Below are 21,576 nucleotides of genomic sequence, written 5' to 3'. Positions count from 1 at the left end.
GTGCGGTATCGCTAGGAGGAGAGGTTCTGAGACCGGGTCGTCCGGCGGCGGCGCCCGATGAGCAGGAGCACGAGCCCGCCCAGCAGGATCACGCCGGCGCCGCCCACGAGCGGGAGGGGGTCTCCGCCGCCGGTGAAGGGCAGCAGGCCGGTCGGCGAGGGATCGGGGAGGCGCACCGTGTCGGTCGCTGCATCGGTGACGGGCTCCCCCGACTCCGCTTCGACGCTCGACACCACGGCACGGGACGTTACCACGGCACCCTCCATGGCCGGGGTGATCACGACCGTGGCGGTCGCCGTGACGCTCTGGCCCGGCAGGAGCACGCCCACCGCGCCCGGCCACACGTACGTGAGCGGCGAGAGCCCGGGATACGGGTCGCGGATCGTGACGCCCGACAGGATCGTCGTCCCGGTGTTGGTCGCGGTGTAGCGGAAGAGCAGGGTGTCACCCGCATAGCCCTTCTTGCCGTCCATCACCGAGATGCTCATGCCCAGCGCGATGCGCGGCTCGTTCGGGACGTCGACGCGCACGGTGTCGGATGCCGTCGCTGCGGCACCGTCCGGAGCGGAGCCGACCACGGAGGCGATGTTGTCGATGCGTCCGCGGGTGACGTCCTCGAGGGTAATCACATAGTCCGCGGAGACCGTCGCCGACTCCCCCGCGGCGAGCACACCGGGGACGCCGGGCCAGGTCGCCGTCGGCGTTCCGAGACCCGGGAGGTCGTCGGTCACCGTGACCCCGCTGAGCGTGACGTTGCCCGTGTTGGTCACGGTCACGAGGTAGCGCACCGTCGCGCCCTGCTGCGGTGCGCCCAGGAAGGTGGCCGTCTTCTCGAGCGCGAGCGCAGGAGCGGCTGCCACGAGGGTCTCACCCGCAGCATCATCGCTGACGATGACGCCGCCGCCGTTGCCCGTCACGGTGGCGTCGGACGCGATGCGTCCCGCATCCACGTCCGCCTGGGTGAGCGCGTAGCTCGCCGTGGCCGTGGCGACCTCCCCGGGAGCCAGCACGCCCTCGGCACCCGGCCAGGTGATCGTGAGTCCCGCGAGCCCGGACTGGCCGTCGGCGAGGGTGACGCCGCGCAGGGTCGTGTTGCCGGTGTTCCGGACCGTGAAGGCGTAGTCCACCACGTCACCGGGGCGCCCCGTCGCGCCGGCCGCGAGCGTCTGGGACTTCGTGAGGTCGATGGAGGGGGCCGCGCCGATCGTCGGTACGACCGATTCCGGGGACTGCCCCGTGACCGCGTCGCCGCCCGGGGTGAGCGCACCGGCCGAGGCCGTGTTCCTCACCGATCCCGCGTCGACGTCGCTCTGCTGGATCGTGTACGTCGCGGTCGCGGTGACGGCTTCGCCGGGTGCGAGGCGGCCCTCGGCGGACGGCCACGCGCCGTAGACGATGTCCGACAGCCCCTCGAGCGGGTCGGAGAGCTCGACCGAGGTGAGGGTGAGGGTGCCCGTGTTGCGCACCTCGAACTCATAGCCCACCGTGGAGCCGACCGAGCCGTCGCCCGCGCGCGTGCCCGTCTTGTCCACGGTGAGCGATCCGCTGCCGCCGACGAGCGGCACGATCGTGACGGGCGAGCGGTGCGTCACCGTTGTGCCGGCCGGAGTGGTGCCGGTGCCGGTCGTGACGTTGCGCACGGTCCCCGCGTCCACGTCGGTCTGCGTCACCAGGTGGCTCGCCGTGATCGTCACCGTCTGGCCGGGGAGCAGGCGTCCGGGGTTCGCTGGCGAGGGCCAGACATAGGCGAACCCGGTGAGAGCGTCCACGGTGTTGGTCGGAGTGACACCCGTCAGAGTGGTGTTGCCCGTGTTCTCGATCGTGAACGTGTACTCGATGGTGTCGCCCCGCACCCCGGTGTCCCCGGTGGCGAGCTGCGCGATCTGCGTCGTGCGGATCGCCTGCTCGGGAGCGGTCGGATCGTCCGTGTCGATCACGAACGGCGCGGAGCTGCCGGAGACGACGACGCCGCGCGGCGAGGTCCCGAACGAGGTCGCGACGTTGCTGATCGATCCGGCGTCGACGTCCTCCTGCGTGACCGTGTAGCGGGCGACACCCGTCGCAGTACCGCCTGGGGGGAGGATGCCTGTCGTCGAGGGGAACTCGATCCGCGGCGTGGACAAGCCCTCCAACTCGTCCTGCAGACGGATGAGGCGCAGGGTGACGTTGCCGGTGTTGGTGATGTCGAACGTGTACTCGACGATGCTGCCGACGCCACCGGTGCCGCTGACGAACGAGCCGCCCTTGACGGTGCGGATGGACGGCGCCTGGTCGACGGTGGGGATCGGCTCGATGGTGGAGCGCGAGGTCAGCACGGCGCCGGACGGAGTCGTCGCCCGCACCGAGGCGGTGTTCTGCACGTCTCCGCGGTCGACGTCGTCCTGGGTGATGGCGTACGGTGCGGCGCCGGTCGCGATCTGTCCGGGCGCGAGCACGCCGGGTGCGCCGGGCCAGTCGATCGTGACGGCGCCGACCCCCGCGAGCTCATCCGACACCGCGATGCCCGAGAGCGTGACCGTGCCGGTGTTCTCGATGCGGAACCCGAACGTGACCCCGTCGCCGGCGCCGTTCGCACCCGGCGTGCTCAGAGCGCCGGTCTTCGTGAACACGAGTCCGGGAGCGGGCGCGAGCGAGACGGTCGCGGGAGCGGATGCCGTCGCCGCCGCTCCGCCGTTAGGGGGTGTGCCGGTGCCGGTGACCAGACTCGACACGGCCCCGGCATCCACATCCGCCTGCGTCAGCACATACGTCGCTGTCGCCCGCACCGACTCACCCGGCACCAGCACACCCGGCGTCCCCGACCACACATACGACGGCGCACCCACACCCGGAAGAACATCCGCCAACGCCGCACCACTCACCGTGACATTGCCCTCATTGGTCAGCACATACGTCCACGTCACCACATCCCCGGCCCGACCCGTCGCCCCCGCAGCCAACGCCCCCGCGTTCGTCACCGACACCCGCGGCGCCGCCCCCACCGTCTCCACCACACTCTCCGGCGACGTCGCACTCACCGGACCCGCACCCCGCACCGGAGTCCCCGACGCGACCGCCGTGTTCACCACACGACCCGCATCCACATCCGCCTGCGTGATCACATACTCACCAGTCGCCGTCGCCGTCTGCCCCGGAGCCACCACACCCGGCGCCCCCACCACCGGCCACACCACATCCGACAGCACCACACCCGGCAGCACATCAGAGAGCACCACACCCGACACCGACACATTGCCCGTATTCGTCACACCGAACTCATACGACACCACATCACCGACAGCACCCACACCCGACACCGAACCCGACTTCGACACCGCCAACCCCGCAGCAGGCAACACCGTATTCACCCGCACCGTGTTCGTATCCGCCGCCACACGACCCCCACCCGGAGTCGACGCCGCCACATGAGCCGTGTTCTCCACGAACCCACGATCCACATCCGCCTGCGTCAGATCATAGAAACCCCGACCCGTCGCCTGCTCCCCCACACCCACACGACCCGGACGAGACGCATCCGGCCACACGATCGACACATCACGCAGACCCACCATCGGATCCACCAACACCCCACCCGTGACCGTCACATTCCCCGTATTCGTCACCACCACCACATACTCGACCGTGTCACCCACCACACCGATATCACCCACCGACAACACACCCGACTTCACCGCAGACAACGCGGCTCCGGGGACGATGGGCACGGTGGCGGTGGCCTGCACGGGCGCGAGCTCGCCGCGCACGGGAGTGCCGGACACCGTGACAGCGTTCGCGACGGCACCGGCGTCGACGTCCGTCTGCAGCAGCGTGTACGTGGCGACGGCCGTGGCCTCGGCCCCGGGGACGAGGATTCCGGGAGCCGCGGGGTCCGGCCACGTGATCGCGAGGGGGCTGATGCCCGCGAGAGCGTCGTCGAACGCGACCTCGCTGACGGTGACGTCTCCGCTGTTGATCACGGAGAAGCGGAACTCGACGGTGTCGCCCGCACGTCCGGTGGCTCCGGCTGCGAGGGTTCCGCGCTTCGTCGCGGTGAGAGCGGGGGCCGCGGCCGCGAGCGTGGTCGTCGCCTGCGCCTCGGGCGAGGTCACCGCGTCGCCCTGCGGTCCCGTGCCGGAGGCAGTCGCCGCGTTCACGACCTGACCGGCGTCGACGTCGGCCTGCACGATCGTGTACCGCGCGGTGGCGGTGACTTCGTCACCGGGAGCGAGGACACCCGTCTCCCCGCTCGGCCACGCGCCGAAGACGATGCCCGAGAGCGCGTCGAGCTCATCGGCGATCGTCACGCCGGTGATCGTCGTGTTGCCCGCGTTGCGGACCGTGAAGGTGTAGCCGATCGAGTCGCCGAGCGCGCCCGAGCCGGTGAGCTCGTCCTCCTTGACGAGCTCGAGCGCGGGCGCGCGGGTCTGCGTCGCGACGCTGATCGTGTCGGTCGTCGAGACGACGGCGTTGCTCGGAGTGCGGCCCGTGACGGTGGCGGTGTTCGAAATTCCTCCGGCGTCCACGTCGGCCTGCGTGACCGTGTACGTCGCCGTCGCCGTGACGGTGCCGCGCGGAGCGAGCGTGCCCGCAGCTCCCGGCCAGGCACCGAAGCCGATCGACGACAGCCCGGCGAGCGGGTCGCTCAGTGCGATGCCGTCGATCGTCGCGGTGCCGGAGTTCGTCACGGCGAACGTGTAGGTGATCACGTCGCCGACCACGAGGCCGGTGGTCTTCGAGGCGCTCTTGTCGAGCGTCAGCCCGGCCGTGGAATCGATCGGGACGGATGCGGGTGCGGATGCCGTGACCACGGCGCCGGACGGTGCGGTGGCGCGGCCGGTGACGACGCTGACGATCGATCCCGCATCGACGTCAGCCTGCGTGAGCACGGTCGTCGCCGTGGCCGTGACCGAGCCGCCGGGCGCGAGCACTCCCGCGGGTCCGGTCCACTGGTAGGTCGGTGCTGTGGTTCCCGGGAGGGCATCGCTCAGCGCGGCACCCGTGAGCGTCACGTTCCCGGTGTTGCGGAGCGTGTACGTCCAGGTCACGGTGGACCCTGCGGCCGAGCCCGGCGGCAGCGCACCCGAGTCGGTCACCGCCACCGACGGCGCGGCCTGCTCGACCGGCACGATGCTCTGCGGCGAAGCCGCAGACACCGGTCCTCGCGGCCCCGTGCCCGCTGCCGACGCCGTGTTCAGCACGCGGCCGGCGTCGACGTGGGCCTGAGTGATCTCGAGGGTCGCGGTTCCCGTGGCGCTCTGGCCCGGGTCCAGCACGCCGGTGGTGCCGGGCCACACGACGGTGATCGCGGAGAGCCCGTCGAGGGGATCGGCGACCGTGATCCCGCTGACGGTCACATTGCCGGTGTTCGACACCACGAACGTGTACGTGATGTCGTCCCCCACGCCCGCCTCGCCGGGGAGGGTCGTTCCGGACTTCGCGAGCGAGAGCTGCGCGCGCTGCGCTCCGGTGGCGACGTCGACGGATGCGGACGCCTGCACCGCGTTCCCCGCCGGAGGCGCACCCGTCGCGGTCACGGAGTTCGGCACCGAGCCGTTGTTCACGTCGCTCTGGGTGATGACATGGGTGGCCGTCGCCGTCGCCTGCGCGCCGGGAGCCAGCACGCCGGGGGCGGCGGGGTCCGGCCACGTCACCGTCGGCACCAGGCCGGGGATGGAATCCGCGAGCTCGACGCCCGTCAGCGTCACGTTTCCCGTGTTCACGACCACGAAGTCGAAGCGGATGCTGTCGCCAGCCTCGCCGCTCCCGAGCACGGTGCCCGACTTCGTGACGTCGATCGACGCCGCGGCCGTGATCGGCACGGTGACGTCGTCGTTCTCTGTGACGACGGCGCCGCCGGGTGCCGTGCCCGAACCGCTCACTACATTGTCGACCGCTCCGGCGTCGACGTCCGCCTGGGTGAGCGTGTAGGTGGCCGTCGCCGTGACCACCTGGTTCGGCGCGAGGACGCCCGCGGTTCCCGGCCAGGTGTAGACGAGCCCGGTGACCGCGGGGTCGAGGTCGGTCATCGCGACGCTCGTGAGCGTGACGTTGCCGGTGTTGCGGAGCGAGAAGCCGTAGGTGACCGTGTCTCCGACACGCGAGACCGCCCCGCCACCGAGAACGCCGGTCTTGGTGACCTCGATGTCGGCGTTCTGCGCCGCGACCGGCGTGGTGACGGCGCTCGACGGCGCGGTCACCGCGGGTCCCGTCGGAGGCGTGCCGGTGGAGCTCGCCGTGTTCGTGACCGATCCGGCATCCAGATCCGCCTGCGTGATGCGATGGGTGGCGGTCGCGGTGACGGACTCCCCCGGCTGCAGTGTGCCGCTCGCGCCGGGCCACGCACCGTAGCTCAGCGGGCTGAGGCCGGGCGCCGGGTCGGAGAGCGCAACGCCCGTCAGCGTCACGTTGCCGGTGTTCGTCGCCCGGAGCGTGTAGGTGATGAGGTCGCCGAGCTGGCCGGCGCCGCCGACCGACGCGGACTTCGAGGTCTGGATCTCGGGTGCAGCCGCGACTGTGTCGAGCACCACCGTCTGCGAGGTGGCCGACACCACAGCCCCCGTGGGCGGACGACCGGAGACGGTGGCGACGTCGGTGATGCTGCCCGTGTTCACGTCGGCCTGACGGACCTGGTAGGTGGCCGTCGCCGTGACCGTCTGGTTCGGTGCCAGCGTGCCGCGCGTCCCGGAGGGCCACGTGCCGTACGTGAGCGCGGACAGACCGCTGTGCGGATCGGCGACCGCTACACCCGTGAGCGTCACGTTGCCGGCGTTGCGCACGGTGTACGTGTACGTGATCGTGTCGCCGACAGCCCCGGAACCGGAGGTGTAGGCACCCGCCTTCTGGATCGTCAGCGCCGGAGCCGAGCTCAGCGGCACCGTGCCGGAGCCGACCGCGGAGGTCGCCTGGCCGCGCGCCGGTGCACCCGTCGCCGTCGCCGAGTTCGCGACGGATCCGGCGTCGACGTCGCTCTGCCGGACCGTCGACGTCGCCGTCGCCGTGACCGCCCCTCCGGGAGGCAGAACACCCGCGGTGCCGCCGGGCCAGGTCCCGTACACGAGGTCGGTGATGCCCGGGAGCGAGTCGGTGGCGGACACGCTCGAGAGCGTGACGTTGCCGGTGTTGCGGATCGTCACGGTCCAGGTGATGGTCTCTCCCGCGACTCCCGTCGCGCCCGACGGGAGTGCACCGGATTTCACCACCTGCAGCCGCGGTTCACCCGCCGCCGTCGGCGTCGCGACTGTGCCGGATGCGGCGCTCACCGGCGTGCCGTTCGGTGAGAGGGCGCTGCCGGTCGCGACGTTCGTGACGACGCCGGCGTCGACGTCGGCCTGCGTGATGACATGGCTCGCACGGGCGACGACCTGCCCACCCGGAGCGAGGACGCCGGCCGCTCCCGGCCACGTGTAAGTGAACGGTGTGAGTCCCGGCAGCGGGTCGCTCACGGCTACGCTGCGCAGCGTCACGTTGCCGGTGTTCGTCACACGGACCGTGTAGTCGATCACGTCGCCGACCGCACCGGTGCCGCTCACGGTCGCGGACTTCACGGTGGTGAGCGCGGGACCGGCCGCGACCGTCGCCAGGGTCACGGTGGGCGAGTCTGCGCCGATCGCCGGTCCGGAAGGTGGGGCGCCCACGACACGTGCGGTGTTGCGCACGGAGCCGGCGTCGACGTCGGCCTGCGTGACCGTGTAGGTCGCGGTGCCGGTGACCTGGGCTCCCGGGGCCAGGGTCCCGGGAGAGCCCGGCCAGGTGAGGGAGATGGCGCTCAGGCCAGAGTGCGGATCGGTGAGAGTGACGCCGGTCAGCGTGACGTTTCCCGCGTTCCGGGCCGTGAAGCCGTAGGTGATGATGCTGCCGACGCCGCCGCTGCCCTGCGTGTACGTGGCGGTCTTGCCGAGCGTGAGCAGCGGTCCGGCTGTGACCGGCAGGGTCGCGGCGGCTGTGGTCTGCACGGCGGCCCCCGTCGGCGGCGTGCCGGTCGCCGTCGCGGTGTTCGCGACCGATCCGGCATCCACGTCGGCCTGAGTCAGCGCACGCGTCGCGGTGGCCGAGACGCTCTGGCCGGGTTGGAGCGTTCCCGCCGCTCCCGGCCAGGAGGTGAAAGCGATGGCGGAGAGGCCGGGCAGCGGATCCGAGACGCCGACGCCCGTGAGCGTGACGTTGCCCGCGTTGCGCACCGTGAAGCTGTACGTCACGACGTCACCCGCCCGCCCGGTCGCACCCGGGGCCAGGCTCGCGGTCTTGTCGAGCGTCAGTCTGGGCGCAGCGGTGGCTGTCACAGTGACGACGTCGGCCGAGAAGCCGGTGATCGCGGTACCACCCGGTGCCGTCCCCGACGCCGAGGCGCGGTTGCGGATCGATCCGGCGTTGACGTCGGTCTGCGTGATGACGTAGGTCGCCCGCGCCGTCGCCGCCTGACCCGGCGTGAGCACTCCGGTGGTGCCGGGCCAGGTGACGGCGAGTGCCGACAGGCCGGGCAGCGGGTCGCTGAGGGTCACGCCGGTGAGGGTCTGGTTGCCGGTGTTCTCGGCTCGGAAGTCGTAGGTGACCACGTCGCCGACGCGATTGCCTGCTGCCGTGCTCGCGGTCTTCGTGACGGTGAGCGACGGTGCCGCGGTCGCCGTCGGCACCACCGCCTCGGCGGAGACCGCGCTCACGACCGCTCCCGTCGGCGGACGACCGCTGACGGTCGCGGTGTTGCGCACCGAACCCGCGTCGACGTCGGCCTGGCGCACGGTGTACGTGGCCGTTCCGGTCGCGGTCTGCCCCGGGGCGAGCGTGTTGGCGGCGCCCGGCCACGTGATCACGGGCGTGCTGAGCCCTGCGAGGTTGTCGGTGAGCGTGATCCCGCTGAGCGTGACGTTGCCGCCGTTGCGGATCGTGAACGCGAACGTCACGGTGCTGCCGACCCCGCCGGTGCCGCTCGTGACGGATCCGGTCTTGACGACGCTGATCGCGGGAACGGGTGCCAGCCGCACCGTCGCCGGCGCCGACCCGGTCACCGCGGCGCCGCGGGGCGGCGTCCCCGTGGCGGTCGCGGTGTTCGCGACCGAACCGGCGTCCACGTCGCTCTGCTTCACCGTGTAGGTGGCGGTGCCGGTCACGCTCTGTCCGGGCTGCAGGGTTCCCGCAGCTCCGGCCCACCCGGTGAGCGGGATCGCCGTCGAGCCGATGAGCGGGTCGACGAGCGCGACGCCGGTGAGCGTCACGTTGCCCGCATTCCGCACCGTGAAGGCGTAGCTGATCGTGTCGCCGGCAGCTCCGGATCCCGACAGGGTCCCGACCTTCGTGACCGCGATGGCCGGCGCGGCGGCGACGGTCGGCGTCGTGACGGTTCCCGACGCCGCCGTGACGGTGGTGCCACCGCCGGTGCCGCTGGCGGTCGCCGTGTTCGTCACGGCGCCCGCGTTCACGTCGGCCTGGGTCACCGTGTACGCCGCGGTCGCCACGACCGTCTGCCCCGGTGCCAGCGATCCGGACGCGCCCGGCCACTGGTACTGGAGCGTGCCGAGCCCCGGGAGCGGGTCGGTGATCCCGACACCCGTGAGGGTGACGTTGCCGGTGTTGCTGGCGCGGAAGGTGTAGGTGACCGTGCTGCCGACGCCGCCCCCGCCGCCCGCGGCCGTCTTCGTCACGGCGATGCCGGGAGCTGCGGCGATGGTGGCGACGGAGATCTCGCCCGAGGATGCCGAGATCGCCGCGCCCGTCGGAGGGGTGCCGCTGACCGAGGCGGTGTTCTTCGCCGAGCCGGCGTCGACATCCGACTGACGAACCGTGTAGGTGGCCGTCGCGGTGACCGTCTGGTTCGGCTGCAGGGTGCCCGCGGCGCCCGGCCACGTGTACGTCAGCGTGGAGAGTCCGGCGTGCGGGTCGGAGATCGCCACACCGGTGAGGGTGACGTTGCCGGTGTTGCGAGCGGAGAACGAATAGGTGATCGTGCTGCCGACGGAGCCGTTGCCCGAGGTGACCGCTCCGCTCTTCGTCAGCACGATGCCGGGCGCCGAGGCGAGCGACACGGTCGCCGGCGCCGTGCTGGTGACGGCGGCGCCGGTGGGCGGTGTGCCAGAGCCGGTCGCTGTGTTGCTCACGGCACCGCTGTTGACATCGGTCTGGGAGATCGTCGACGTCGCCGTGGCGGTGACGGTCTGCCCCGGCTGGAGCACTCCGCTCGTCCCGCTCGGCCAGGTCCCGTACACGGGAGCGGTGATGCCCGGCAGCGAGTCGGCGACGGAGACACCCGTGAGTGTCACATTGCCGGAGTTGCGGAGCGTGAGCGACCAGACGATCGTGTCGCCCGCTCGACCGGAGGATCCGCTCTGCAGCGCACCGCTCTTGGTCGTGACGATTCCGGCCGATGCGGGGATCGTGTTGGTCGTCACCGTGCCCGAGGTGCTCGTCACGGGTGTCGTGCCGTAGTTCGCCGTGGACGAGGCCACGTTGCGGACCGACCCGGAGTTCACGTCGGTCTGCTTGATCGTGTACGTCGCGACGGCGGTGACGGACTGCCCGGGTGCGAGGCGCCCCGCGGTGCCCGGCCACGTGTAGGTGAACGCCGACAGTCCCGCGAGCGTGTCCGTCACGGCGACGTCGGTGAGACTCACGTTGCCCGTGTTCGTGGTGCGCACGGTGTAGGTGATGACGTCTCCGACCGAGGCCGAGCCCGAGACCGTGGCCGTCTTGGTCGTGGTCGTCGCTGGTGACGCCGTGGCGGTGTTCACGCGGGTGGTCGGGGACGTCCCGCTGACCGACACTCCTGCCGGAGTGCGCGCCGAGGCGGTCGCGGTGTTGGTCACGGCTCCGGCATCCACATCCGACTGGCGGATCGTGTAGGTCGCACGCCCCTGGACGGTCTGTCCCGGTGCCAGGGTGCCGGCGGTCCCCGGCCACGTGTAGGTGATGGCGGAGAGCCCGGCCAGGGGGTCGGCGATCGCGACCTGGCTCAGGGTGACGTTGCCGTTGTTGGTCGCGGAGAACGAATAGGTGACCGTGCTCCCGACGCCGCCGCTGCCTGTGGTGACCGCTCCCGACTTGAGCACGGTGAGTGCACCGGATGCAGTGACCGGCAGGGTGGACGACCGGGTCTGTGTGAGACGCGCGCCCGTCGGCGGCAGCGCGGATGCGGTCGCGGTGTTGGCGACGGAACCGGCGTCGACGTCGCTCTGCTTGAGCGTGTAGGTGGCCGTCGCGGTGACCGCCTGCCCGGGGGCGAGCGTGCCGGCGGTACCCGGCCAGGTGTAGGCGAGCGCCGAGAGACCGGAGAGCGGGTCGGCGATCGCGACCTCGGTCAGCGTGACGTTACCGCTGTTCGCGAGGCGGAAGCTGTAGGTCACGACGTCGCCGGCCCTGCCCGTGCTGCCGGGGGCGAGCGCCCCGGTCTTGGTCAGCGTCACCGCCGGTGCGGAGGCCGCGGTCGAGACGACCGACTGGCTGCTGGGCGCGGTCAGCGTGGCGCCGGCCGGCGTCCGTGCCGTCGTCGTGGCGGTGTTGCGCACCGATCCGGCGTCGACGTCTGCCTGGGTGACCGTGTACGTCGCGGTCGCGGTGACCGTCTGTGCGGGGGCGAGCGTTCCCGCCGTCCCGGGCCAGCTGTACGTCAGTGCCGAGAGACCCGCGAGGGGGTCTGCGATCGCCACCGAGGTGAGCGTGGTGTTGCCGGTGTTCCGGGCGGTGAAGGTGTAGGTGATCGTGCTCCCCACGCCACCCGAGCCCTGGGTGATCGTTCCCGACTTCGTCGTCGAGAGCCCTGGCGCGGAAGCGATGGTCGGGACGGTGACCTGCGGTGAGGAACCGGACACCGTGGTGCCGGCGGGGGTTCGGGCTGTCGCGGAGGCCGTGTTGCGGACGCTGCCCGCATCGACGTCGGCCTGCGTGATCGTGTAGAACGCGGTGGCCGTGGCTGCCTGGCCCACGGGGATCACGCCCGAGGTGGACGTGGGCCAGGTGACGACCGGAGGCGACAGCCCGGGCAGCGGGTCGACGAGCGACGCGTTCGCGAGCGTGACGTTGCCCGTGTTGCGGATCGTGAACGTGTAATTGATGCGGTCGCCGACGCGGCCGGTGGCGCCGCTCGCGAGGGCGCCGGTCTTCGTGACGGTGACGGCGCCGGCCGCCGCGATCGGCGTGACGCGGTTGGCTTGCCCGGTCGGGCGCACTCCCCCGTCGCTGTCCGCCGCGCTCACCGTGGCGGTGTTCGCGACGGATCCGGCATCCACATCCGATTGCTTGAGCGTGTACGTCGCACTGGCGGTGACCGACTGCCCCGGCGTCAGCGTTCCCGCGGTGCCCGGCCACGCGCCGAAGGTGATCGCGGAGAGACCGACCAGCGGATCGGTGATGACGATGTCCGTGAGGACGGACTGTCCGGTGTTCGTGACCGTGAACGTGTAGTTCACGACGTCGCCGGCCCTGCCGGTGCCGCCCGGGGCGAGGGCACTGGTCTTCGTCAGGCTGATGGCGCTGAGCAGCACCGTGGTGCTGTCGCTGTCCTGAGCGAGGAAGTCGCCCACCACGGTTCTCGCGGTCGCGTCCGCGGTCGACACGTATCCCGTGGACGAGGGTGCGGATGCGGTGCAGGTGTAGGTGGTCGACTCGAGGGGCGCGAGCGTGAGAGTGCCGAGGCTGCGGGCGCAGTTCGCCTGATCGTCGGTCACGACGATGTTGCGCAGGGTGCCTGCGCCCGTGTTCGTGATGCGGATCGTGAACGTCGCGAGCTCGGTCGCCGTGCGAGCCTGCGTGTCCGCGGTGCCGTCGAAGGTCTTCACGAGCTGCAGACCGGCCGTCGGGACCGAGAGCATCGCGTTGCGCAGTAGATAGGAATCGCCGGACGTGCCCAGTCGGAGGTTGACGGTGGAGTCGCCGGCGACGACGTTCGACAGCGGGACCGAAGCGACGTCGACGCTCTGGTTCGTGAACGCTGTGCCCGCTGTTCCGGTGTATCTGACCGACCCCACCGCGCGCGAGATGCCGATGTTGCCGGTGGCGCCCGCGGCATTCGGGATCTCCGTGTACGCGGTGGATCCCCCGCGCGAGTACGACGCCGAGTCTCCGGTGATGTTGCGGTCGCCCTCGAAGAGCGTGAAGCCCGCGCGGGTGCCGGCCGCGACGGCGGTGAAGCCGTTGAACGCCACGGTGAGGTCGGCGTCGTTGGCTCCCTGACGCACGTGGCCTTCGTAGTAGATGATGTTGTGCGGCACGGAGGCCGGGTTGTTCGGCAGGTACGTCCCGTAGTCGTAGACGACGGAGATCGACCATCCGGCGTAGCATCCCGCTCCCGTCGGGGTCCAGATGTTGCCGGCGGAGATCGTGACCTCGGTGCCGGTGGGCACCGATGCGAACGCCGAGGTGACGTCGGCGCTCGCCGAGTAGTACAGGGCGGTCGCCTGTGACGCGGGGTCGACCAGCACGTTGCCGGGCGCGATGTCGGTGATGGCCGCGTTCGCCACCTTCAGCTGGACCGAGCGGTTCGTGTAGCCGGTGGCGCTGCCCGCGGGCATGGTCGCGACGCCGCGACCCGCGGAGTACTGCGCGCACAGGCGTCGGGTGTCGCCCGTGTACACGCCGGTGTTGGCGCTCCAGGTGAGGAACGCCTTGACCACGGTCGCTCCGGACGGGATCGTCATGGTCGCGCTGCTGGAGTTCGAGGTGAACCCCGTCACGGAGTTGTTCTGTGTCATGACGAAGTTGTCGTTGACGTTCTGCGCGTTCGTGCTCGATGCGGCGTGCAGGTCGACGCAGGTGCCGTTCGTGGTGGCCGTCGTTGCCGAGCAGGCGAGGACGCCGTTTCCTGCCATGAGGAAGTCGCCGTTGACGTTGGCCTGGTAGTTCGGCGCGGTTCCGGAGTTCGTGCCCCACTGCACGACGGCGGCTTCCGCCGAGGTGGGAGTGCCGAGCGTGAGGCCGGCGGCGATCACGGCGACGGCGGTGGCCATCGCGACGAACGACCGACGAAGTCGTCGCCGCGCACCTCCCCCGACCATCGTGAACCCCCCTCAAGGTCCCGTCGAATCCGGTGTCCGGATGCGACGTTGTCAGAAGACGATAGGCGAACTCTCAGGTGGTGACAATGGTGCAGGTGTGACGGATGGGGCGCGTGAGCGCTCCCATGCCCAGAGCTGAACACCTCTGATCTGGGGTTTTGACCGTCCGGCACAAACTGTGCGGACCTTTGTCCAGCGATCCCTGCGACCTTTGTCCGGTTCGCGCACGCCGTCGAAGTGTGGCACGCCGTCGTTGGGTCAGTCCTCTGCCGCGACTCCCGGACGCGCCGCGGGTTCCGGAACGAGGTACAGACCCGACGGAGCGTTCGCGGTCTGCGTCAGCGCGTCTATCCAGGCCCTGTTGATGGAGGGCTGTCGTCCGCCGTGATACTTGAAGACGAGTGCGCTCTGCGGGTTGACCCACACCGTGCTGCGTCCGCCGCCCGTGCTGATGTCGTCCTTCCAGGAGAGAGCGAACGGCTCTCCCCTGCGGAGCTTGGACGTGATGACGATCTGCAGGTGCGTGAGGGCCCGGTCCTCGATCTCGACCTTCTGACTGCCTTCATACGTGAGTCGGCCCACGGCACTTCTCTCTGATGACCACGACACCGCGGGGGTGCAATGCGAGGGATTGCTGCGTGGGCTCAGCAAGCGTCTCACCAGCATCCCGCATTCGAGAAACTTCGCCGGGGGGATTGACTACCGCAGGATCGTTGCGATATCAACCCCTGATATTCATGCTTCGCATCTCCTGTCGATGGTGGTATGGCCAGGCCCCGTCGCGCTCCGTGGGTGAGGTCCTCGAGCTCCCGGACGACGCCACCCCGTAGTTCAGCGCGCTCAGAGCCCCCAGTCGGGCATGCTGTCCCACATCTCGGGAGCCACCTCGCTCGTGCACGCCCCGCCGGTCGTGACGACGACGCGAGAGCGGGAATGGATCAGCACGGCCACCATCTGATCACCCGTGGACAGGTAGATGAATGCGGGAGGGGATGCTGCCGCCGCCTCGATCTGAGTCATCACCTCGGTCAGATCCCGGCCGTCTCCGAGAATGAAGTCTCGACCGTCGATCTCGATATGCGCCCGCGAGCCTGTGTCCACCATGTCAGCACGATAGGTCGAGGACCGCTCGACTCGAAGGGGGTTGCGTGATGGAGATCTTCAGCACAGGGACGCACGAGACCTCCCACGGGAATACGAGAAAACCCCCGGCAGAACCGGGGGTTTCAGTGTGCGCGATACTGGGATCGAACCAGTGACCTCTTCCGTGTCAGGGAAGCGCGCTACCGCTGCGCCAATCGCGCCCGTATGGGCTATTCAGTTTGTAGAGAGGTGGCGACGGGATTCGAACCCGTGTAAACGGCTTTGCAGGCCGGTGCCTAGCCGCTCGGCCACGCCACCGTGTGGATTGACCCCACGTGCTGAAGGCCCTCCGAAGAAGGCCCTTGCACTTGAGCGGATGACGAGACTCGAACTCGCGACCCCAACCTTGGCAAGGTTGTGCGCTACCAACTGCGCTACATCCGCGTTGTTCCCGGTTGTTGTCCCGGGCACTTATGAAACATTAGCCGATGATCCGCCGCTGTCCAAACCGGAACCGATTCTCGCGCGTGTCTCTCAGGATGGTCGTCGGGGCCTCCGGGCGTCCGGTAGTATCGGTTGACGTACCCCACGGGTATGGGCGATTGGCGCAGTTGGTAGCGCGCTTCCTTCACACGGAAGAGGTCATCGGTTCGAGTCCGGTATCGCCCACCGCAGAAGCCCCGCACACCTATCCGGTGGCGGGGTTTCGTCGTCCTCCCCCGCTCGCGTCATGGTAACTTAGGGTCGCCTTACCACGACCCGAGAGGACCGGCGAGAAGCGATGCCCCGGACGGAGACCGAGACCGACGACTCCGTCGTGTGGCGCATCGGCACGAACTCCTTCGCACTCTCGGACCGCGTCGAATGGGAGCAGCACGTGCACGAGGACCGCCACGAGCTCCTGTGGGGCACTCGCGGGGCGTTGACCGCCGAAACGGACGACGGGTACTTCGCCATCCCTGGCACGCTGGGTCTCTGGATCCCGGCGGGTGTCGCCCATCGCGTGGCCGCGGCGGCCGGCACGACCTTCCGCTGCACCTTCATCGACCTGGACGTCGCGGACGCGCCTTCGCGGACGACCGCGGTCGCGATGCCCGACGTCATCCGCGTGCTTCTGGATCGCCTCGAGAACCCGCCGTACCTGCCGACGATCCCGAGAGCGCACGCCGAGGAGCTCGTCGTGAGCCTGCTCGAGCCCGTCGAGGTGTCAACGATCGATCTCCCGCTCCCCCTCGACACGCGCACACGACTGATCGCCGAAGCGCTGCTCTCCGACCCCGCCGACGACCGCTCGATCGAGGACTGGGGACGGCACGTGGGCGCGAGCGCGCGCAACCTCTCCCGCCTGTTCGTCGCGGAGACCGGGATGAGCTTCTCGACCTGGCGCACCCGTGCACGCATGCGACGGGCGATCGAGTGGCTCGCCGCCGACCACACCGTGTCGTTCGTCAGCCGTCGATCCGGATACGCGACCCCGAGCGCCTTCGTGCAGGCGTTCCGTCGTGAACTGGGGCGCACTCCGGGCGAGTTCGCCTCCGCCAGGAGCGCCGCAGAACGCAAGTCGGCCTGAGCGCGATACGGCACGGCCTCTCCGGAACACAGCGCGGATCGATACTGGGTTAGCCAAGCCTTACCTTGCTGCTCGGCATCCCCGATCCCGAATCCCGGAAGACAGTCATGCGCTCCACACCCCTCTCCCTCGCTGCGCTCGCGGCGACGGCCCTCCTGCTCACCTCCTGCGCCGGGGCCTCCGCCTCCGGATCCGCGGCCGGCGACACCGTCGAGGTGACCACGCCCGCAGGCGCCGAGATCGCGATGCCCGCCGAGCCGAAGGCCGCCCTGGGCTTCTACACCACCGATCTCGACATCCTCATCACGCTCGGCTTCGACCTCGCCGGAACCCAGCCCATCCGCGACGACTTCACGTCCTTCCCCGATTTCTTCCCTCAGGAGGAGCTCGAGGGCCTGGACACCTTCGGCAACTTCCCGGAGTTCAACCTCGAAGCCGTCCTGGACGCCGAGCCCGACTTCATCCTGAGCGGACTCGGCTACGAGAAGGACCTCGACGGCCAGCTGCAGAAGATCGCCCCGACCTACACCTACAACGCCTTCGACGGCGGTGACTGGCGCGACGCCGTCGCCCAGACCGCGAAGGACCTCGGACGCGAGGACGAGTGGCAGGCGTGGGTCGACCGGTACGAGGCACGGGTCGCCGACATCCGCGCTCGCCTGGAGGCCGCGGACATCCACCCCGTCGTCGCCGACATGGGGTACTGGGACGGCCAGGTCACCGTGTCATGCTACGGCGTACCCTGCCTCGTGTTCGCCGACCTCGGCCTCGAGATGGCCCCGCTCATGAACGCGACCGACGAGGGACTGCCCGCGAGCGACGACTACGCCGAGCTGAGCCCGGAGCAGCTCGGCCAGCTCGAAGGCATCGACGTCGTGTTCACCGGCGCGAACGAGGACGGCACCGTCTGGGTCGAGACCGACGACGCGCTCAAGCAGAACGCGCTGTGGCAGAGCCTCTCGTTCGTCACCGACAAGCAGTACCACCCGTACAACTACGAGATGATCTACGGCTCCCCCAGCGGGCAGGACGCATTCCTCTCCGTCGTCGAGAAGGCGCTCCTCGGATGAGCGTCAACCTCGTGCACCGCATAGTCGCTCAGCGCGTCGAACGGCTGAGCCCCGGAATGGTCCGCATCGTGTTCGGCGGCGATGGCCTGCAGGGCTTCGTGTCGACCGGCGTCGGCGACGAGTACTTCCGGGTCTTCTTCCCCGAGGACGATCAGACCGAGCCGAACCTCCCCTACCCGACCGACGACGGGTACTGGGCGTTCCCCGACGGCGTCGAGCCCGCCCCGATGCGCACCTACACCGTGCGGGACTGGGATGCCGCCGCGAACGAGCTCACGGTCGACTTCGTCGTGCACGACGGCGGAGTCGCCGCGCGGTGGGCGCTGCGGGCGCAGCCGGGAGACGTCGTCGGCGTCAACACGCCGAAGGGACTCTACGCGCCCCCGGACGACATCCGGTGGCAGCTGCTGATCGCGGATGCCACAGGGCTCCCGGCCGCGGCACGCCTCGCGGAGACGGCGCCGGCGGATGTCCGCACCCGGGTGGTCGTCGAGGTCGCCTCCCCCGAAGACGAGCTGGCCATCGCCCTGCCCGCGGGGGTCGAGCTGCACTGGGTGCATGGCGGCAACGGACACGCGCCGACGCGCATCGAGGAGATCCTCCGTGCATCCGAACTGCCGGACGGGCAGGGGTATGTCTGGGTCGCCGGCGAGACCAAGGCCACCCGAGGTGTGCGCAAGTACCTCCGCCACGACCTCCGCCTGCCTGCGACGGCATATAAGGTGATCGGGTACTGGACCGAGAACGCCGAAGCCTGGCGCGAGCGCTACGAGTCCCTCGACGAGGACACGCAGTCCCGGCTCGTGGCCATGTGGGACGACGAGACTCGGTCGACCGAGGACATCGAGGACGACTACGAGGTCGAGCTCGAGAAGCTCGGACTGTGACTCTCCCGTCATGACAGCTCTCCTCGCCGAGGAGCAGGCGATACGGGTCCCGACATCGCGTCGGGGCCTGGTCGTCGGTCTGCTCGCTCTCGCACTGGCCGTCGCCTGCGTCGCCAGCATCGTCTTCGGCTCGCAGCGCATCGGCCTCGCCGATGTGTGGTCTGGCCTCATCCACGGGGACGGCGATGCCGGAGCCATCGTGCAGGGCATGCGCATCCCGCGCACCGTGGTCGGCCTGGCGGTGGGCGCCGCGCTCGGCATCGCCGGCGCCCTGATCCAGGGCTTCACCCGCAACCCGCTCGCCGACCCCGGCATCCTCGGCGTCAACGCCGGTGCGAGCCTCGGCGTGGTGATCGGAGTGGCGTTCTTCGGCGTGAGCGCGGCGAGTGGCTACATCTGGTTCTCCTTCGCGGGAGCGATCGCCGCCACGGTTCTCGTGTACCTCATCGGCTCCGCCGGCCGCAGCGCCCCCGACCCCCTGCGCATGACCCTGTCGGGGGTGGCCCTCGGCGCGGTGATGGGCGGGGTGGTCGCCGCCGTCGGCCTGCTCAACCCGAAGGTCTTCGACTCGATGCGCACCTGGAACGCGGGCTCCCTGACCTCGCTGACGCCCGACGTCTACGCTGTCCTCCCCTTTCTGCTGGTCGGTCTGCTGCTCGCCTTCTGCCTCGCTCCGTCGCTCAACGCGCTCGCCCTCGGAGACGATCTCGCGACGGCGCTCGGCTCGCGCGTGATCCTGACCCGCGTGCTGTCGATCGTTGCGGTCACCCTCCTGTGCGGCGCGGCCACCGCCGCTGCCGGACCCATCGCGTTCGTGGGGCTCATGGTGCCGCATGCTGTGCGCTGGCTCGTCGGTCCGCACCAGGGCTGGATCCTGCTGGGCACGCTCTTCGCCGCCCCGCTCCTCCTGCTCACCGCAGACGTCATCGGACGCCTGGTCCTCCGCACCGGTGAGCTGCCGGTGTCGATCGTGACCGCGCTGATCGGTGCTCCCGTGCTCATCGCGCTCGTGCGCCGGCGGAAGGCGAGCGGACTGTGACCGATCTGCTCGCCCCTCCCCCGGCAGTCGACGCCGGACGCCGCGTCGTCGCTGCGCGCACGGCCCTGTTCTCGCGGCGCATCGGCGTCCGCGCCGCGGTCGTGACACTCGCCGCGCTGGTACTCGCGATGGCGGTCGGCGTGCTCGCGCTGACCCTCGGGGACGTCGCCTTCAGCCCCGGCGAGGTGCTCGCGACGCTCGTCGGACTCGGCGACTCCCGAGCTGAGCTCGTGATCCTCGAGTGGCGCCTCCCCCGGGTCGTCGGCGCCCTCGTGTTCGGTCTCGCTCTCGGTGTCGGCGGCGCGATCTTCCAGTCGCTCACTCGGAACCCGCTCGGCAGCCCCGACGTCATCGGCTTCGACGCCGGCGCGTACACGGGCGCGCTCCTCGTGATCACCACCGTCGGGGTGAGCGTCACGACCACCGCGGCCGCGGCCATCGCCGGGGGTGCCGCCACGGCTCTGCTGGTCTATCTCCTCGCCTTCCGGCGCGGATTCACCGGGTTCCGTCTCATCATCGTCGGCATCGGTGTGGCGTCGATGCTCGCGTCCCTGAACACGTGGATCATCCTCAACGCCGACCTGAACATCGCCCTGCTCGCGAGCGCCTGGGGCTCGGGTTCGCTCAACCTCATCACCGCCGAGCAGGTGCTCGTCGCGACGTGCGTGATCGTCCCGATCGCGATCGCGGTCGCCCTGCTCGCCGACCGGATGCATCTGATGGAGATGGGCGACGACACGGCGTCGGCGCTGGGCGTCCGCATCGGCGGAACACGGCTCGCGCTCGTGATCCTCGGCGTGGGGCTCACGGCCGTCGTCACGGCCATGGCCGGACCGATCGCGTTCATCTCGCTCGCGGCCCCGCAGATCGCCCGGCGGCTCACCGGCTCCGCAAGCGTGACCCTCACCGCGTCGGGCGCCGTCGGGGCCCTCCTCCTCGTCTCCAGCGACGTCCTCGCGCAGCGGCTCTTCGCGCCGACGCAGATCCCGGTGGGGATCGTCACCGTGTGCCTCGGCGGGGTCTACCTCGTGTGGCTGCTCATCCAGGAGGCCCGACGACGATGAGCCCCGACGACACGATCGAGACGACAGGACGACGGATGCCGGATCGCACGGCATCGAGGATCACGGAGAGCAGCATGACGGACACCCTCATCACTCGGCGCGACCAGCCGCGCATCGGGACGGCCGCACGCCTCGAGGCCGAGGACATCACGATCGGGTACGACGGACGCGTGGTGTCCGAGAACCTCGATGTGGAGATCCCGCCGGGATCGTTCACGGTGGTGGTGGGGCCGAACGCGTGCGGCAAGTCGACGCTGCTGCGCGCCTTCGCCCGGCTGCTGAAGCCTCGCGAAGGTCGCGTGCTGCTCGACGGAAGAGCGATCGCGGAGCTGCCGACGAAAGAGGTCGCGCGCCGACTCGGGTTGCTGCCGCAGACCTCCATCGCGCCGGACGGCATCCGCGTCTCGGACCTGGTGGCGAGAGGGCGGCATCCGCACCAGACGATCCTGCGCCAGTGGTCGCACGAGGACCAGACGGCGGTCGCGGCCGCGCTCGCCGCCACGGGGACGACCGAGCTCGCAGGACGACTGGTGGACGAGCTCTCGGGTGGTCAGCGCCAGCGCGTCTGGGTCGCGATGCTGCTCGCCCAGGAGTCGCCGACCATGCTGCTCGACGAGCCGACCACCTTCCTCGACATCGCCCACCAGTACGATCTGCTGCGGCTGTTCCACGGGCTGCACCGCGAGGGCCGGACGATCGTCGCCGTGCTGCACGACCTCAACCAGGCCGCACGGTTCGCCGACCACATGCTCATGATGCGCGACGGGAGCGTGGTGGCTTCGGGCGCGCCGTCATCGATCGTGACCGCAGAGCGGGTGCACGAGGTGTTCGGTCTCGAGTGCACCGTGATCGCCGACCCGCACTCCGGAACGCCGCTCGTCGTGCCGCGCTGAGCGATAGCCTGGCCG

General features: G+C 70.2%; 9 protein-coding genes and 4 tRNA genes. 7 read left to right on the top strand and 6 right to left on the bottom strand.

The window, feature by feature from the left end; genetic code table 11:
- Window positions 1-11 precede the first annotated feature (11 nt).
- The 6 genes from MRBLMX7_RS00610 to MRBLMX7_RS00585 all read right to left on the bottom strand — a co-directional run bounded on the left by MRBLMX7_RS00610 (window position 12) and on the right by MRBLMX7_RS00585 (window position 15,482).
- Entirely contained in the window at window positions 12-13,907 is a 13,896-nt protein-coding gene (locus tag MRBLMX7_RS00610) for a beta strand repeat-containing protein (protein WP_363365776.1), read from the bottom strand.
- A gap of 306 nt (window positions 13,908-14,213) precedes the next feature.
- Window positions 14,214-14,537 (bottom strand): hypothetical protein, encoded by a 324-nt coding sequence (locus MRBLMX7_RS00605; protein WP_050720905.1) that lies wholly within the window; start codon window positions 14,535-14,537, stop codon window positions 14,214-14,216.
- Window positions 14,538-14,795: 258 nt separating this feature from the next.
- A complete protein-coding gene (locus tag MRBLMX7_RS00600) occupies window positions 14,796-15,059 on the bottom strand; it encodes a hypothetical protein (protein WP_363365774.1) in 264 nt (87 codons plus the stop codon).
- Between the two features lie 128 nt (window positions 15,060-15,187).
- Window positions 15,188-15,259, bottom strand: a tRNA-Val gene (locus tag MRBLMX7_RS00595).
- 26 nt (window positions 15,260-15,285) lie between these two features.
- Window positions 15,286-15,356 (bottom strand) — tRNA-Cys (locus MRBLMX7_RS00590).
- Between the two features lie 53 nt (window positions 15,357-15,409).
- A tRNA-Gly gene (locus MRBLMX7_RS00585) sits at window positions 15,410-15,482 on the bottom strand.
- Window positions 15,483-15,634: 152 nt separating this feature from the next.
- On the opposite strand from MRBLMX7_RS00585, the gene MRBLMX7_RS00580 reads away from it, so the two are divergent.
- From MRBLMX7_RS00580 to MRBLMX7_RS00550, 7 genes are all read left to right on the top strand, one after another.
- Window positions 15,635-15,707 (top strand) — tRNA-Val (locus MRBLMX7_RS00580).
- Window positions 15,708-15,819: 112 nt separating this feature from the next.
- Window positions 15,820-16,608, top strand: coding sequence for a helix-turn-helix domain-containing protein (locus MRBLMX7_RS00575; RefSeq protein WP_082297337.1), 789 nt, complete (start codon window positions 15,820-15,822; stop codon window positions 16,606-16,608).
- A 107-nt stretch (window positions 16,609-16,715) separates the two neighbouring features.
- On the top strand, window positions 16,716-17,678 hold the full coding sequence (locus MRBLMX7_RS00570; RefSeq protein WP_363365773.1) for an ABC transporter substrate-binding protein: 963 nt from the start codon (window positions 16,716-16,718) through the stop codon (window positions 17,676-17,678).
- On the top strand, window positions 17,675-18,565 hold the full coding sequence (locus MRBLMX7_RS00565; RefSeq protein WP_363365771.1) for a siderophore-interacting protein: 891 nt from the start codon (window positions 17,675-17,677) through the stop codon (window positions 18,563-18,565). The genes MRBLMX7_RS00570 and MRBLMX7_RS00565 overlap by 4 nt, the downstream gene beginning before the upstream one ends.
- 10 nt (window positions 18,566-18,575) lie before the next feature.
- Complete coding sequence (locus MRBLMX7_RS00560; protein WP_363365769.1) at window positions 18,576-19,604, top strand: iron chelate uptake ABC transporter family permease subunit; 1,029 nt, start codon at window positions 18,576-18,578, stop codon at window positions 19,602-19,604.
- Entirely contained in the window at window positions 19,601-20,668 is a 1,068-nt protein-coding gene (locus MRBLMX7_RS00555) for a FecCD family ABC transporter permease (RefSeq protein ID WP_363365767.1), read from the top strand. Before MRBLMX7_RS00560 ends, MRBLMX7_RS00555 begins: the two co-directional genes overlap by 4 nt.
- A gap of 74 nt (window positions 20,669-20,742) precedes the next feature.
- On the top strand, window positions 20,743-21,561 hold the full coding sequence (locus MRBLMX7_RS00550) for an ABC transporter ATP-binding protein (protein WP_363365766.1): 819 nt from the start codon (window positions 20,743-20,745) through the stop codon (window positions 21,559-21,561).
- The last annotated feature ends 15 nt before the right edge of the window (window positions 21,562-21,576 follow it).

This window comes from Microbacterium sp. LMX7-1.2 (genome assembly GCF_040675935.1).
In the GTDB taxonomy this organism is placed as follows: Bacteria; Actinomycetota; Actinomycetes; order Actinomycetales; family Microbacteriaceae; genus Microbacterium.
This window is presented reverse-complemented; position numbering and strand designations above follow the sequence as displayed.

Coding starts and splice junctions, on each gene's coding strand:
- MRBLMX7_RS00610 (WP_363365776.1), bottom strand. CDS start 13,907: ATGGCCACCGCCGTCGCCGTGATCGCCGCCGGCCTCACGCTCGGCACT.
- MRBLMX7_RS00600 (WP_363365774.1), bottom strand. CDS start 15,059: ATGGTGGACACAGGCTCGCGGGCGCATATCGAGATCGACGGTCGAGAC.
- MRBLMX7_RS00575 (WP_082297337.1), top strand. CDS start 15,820: ATGCCCCGGACGGAGACCGAGACCGACGACTCCGTCGTGTGGCGCATC.
- MRBLMX7_RS00570 (WP_363365773.1), top strand. CDS start 16,716: ATGCGCTCCACACCCCTCTCCCTCGCTGCGCTCGCGGCGACGGCCCTC.
- MRBLMX7_RS00565 (WP_363365771.1), top strand. CDS start 17,675: ATGAGCGTCAACCTCGTGCACCGCATAGTCGCTCAGCGCGTCGAACGG.
- MRBLMX7_RS00560 (WP_363365769.1), top strand. CDS start 18,576: ATGACAGCTCTCCTCGCCGAGGAGCAGGCGATACGGGTCCCGACATCG.
- MRBLMX7_RS00550 (WP_363365766.1), top strand. CDS start 20,743: ATGACGGACACCCTCATCACTCGGCGCGACCAGCCGCGCATCGGGACG.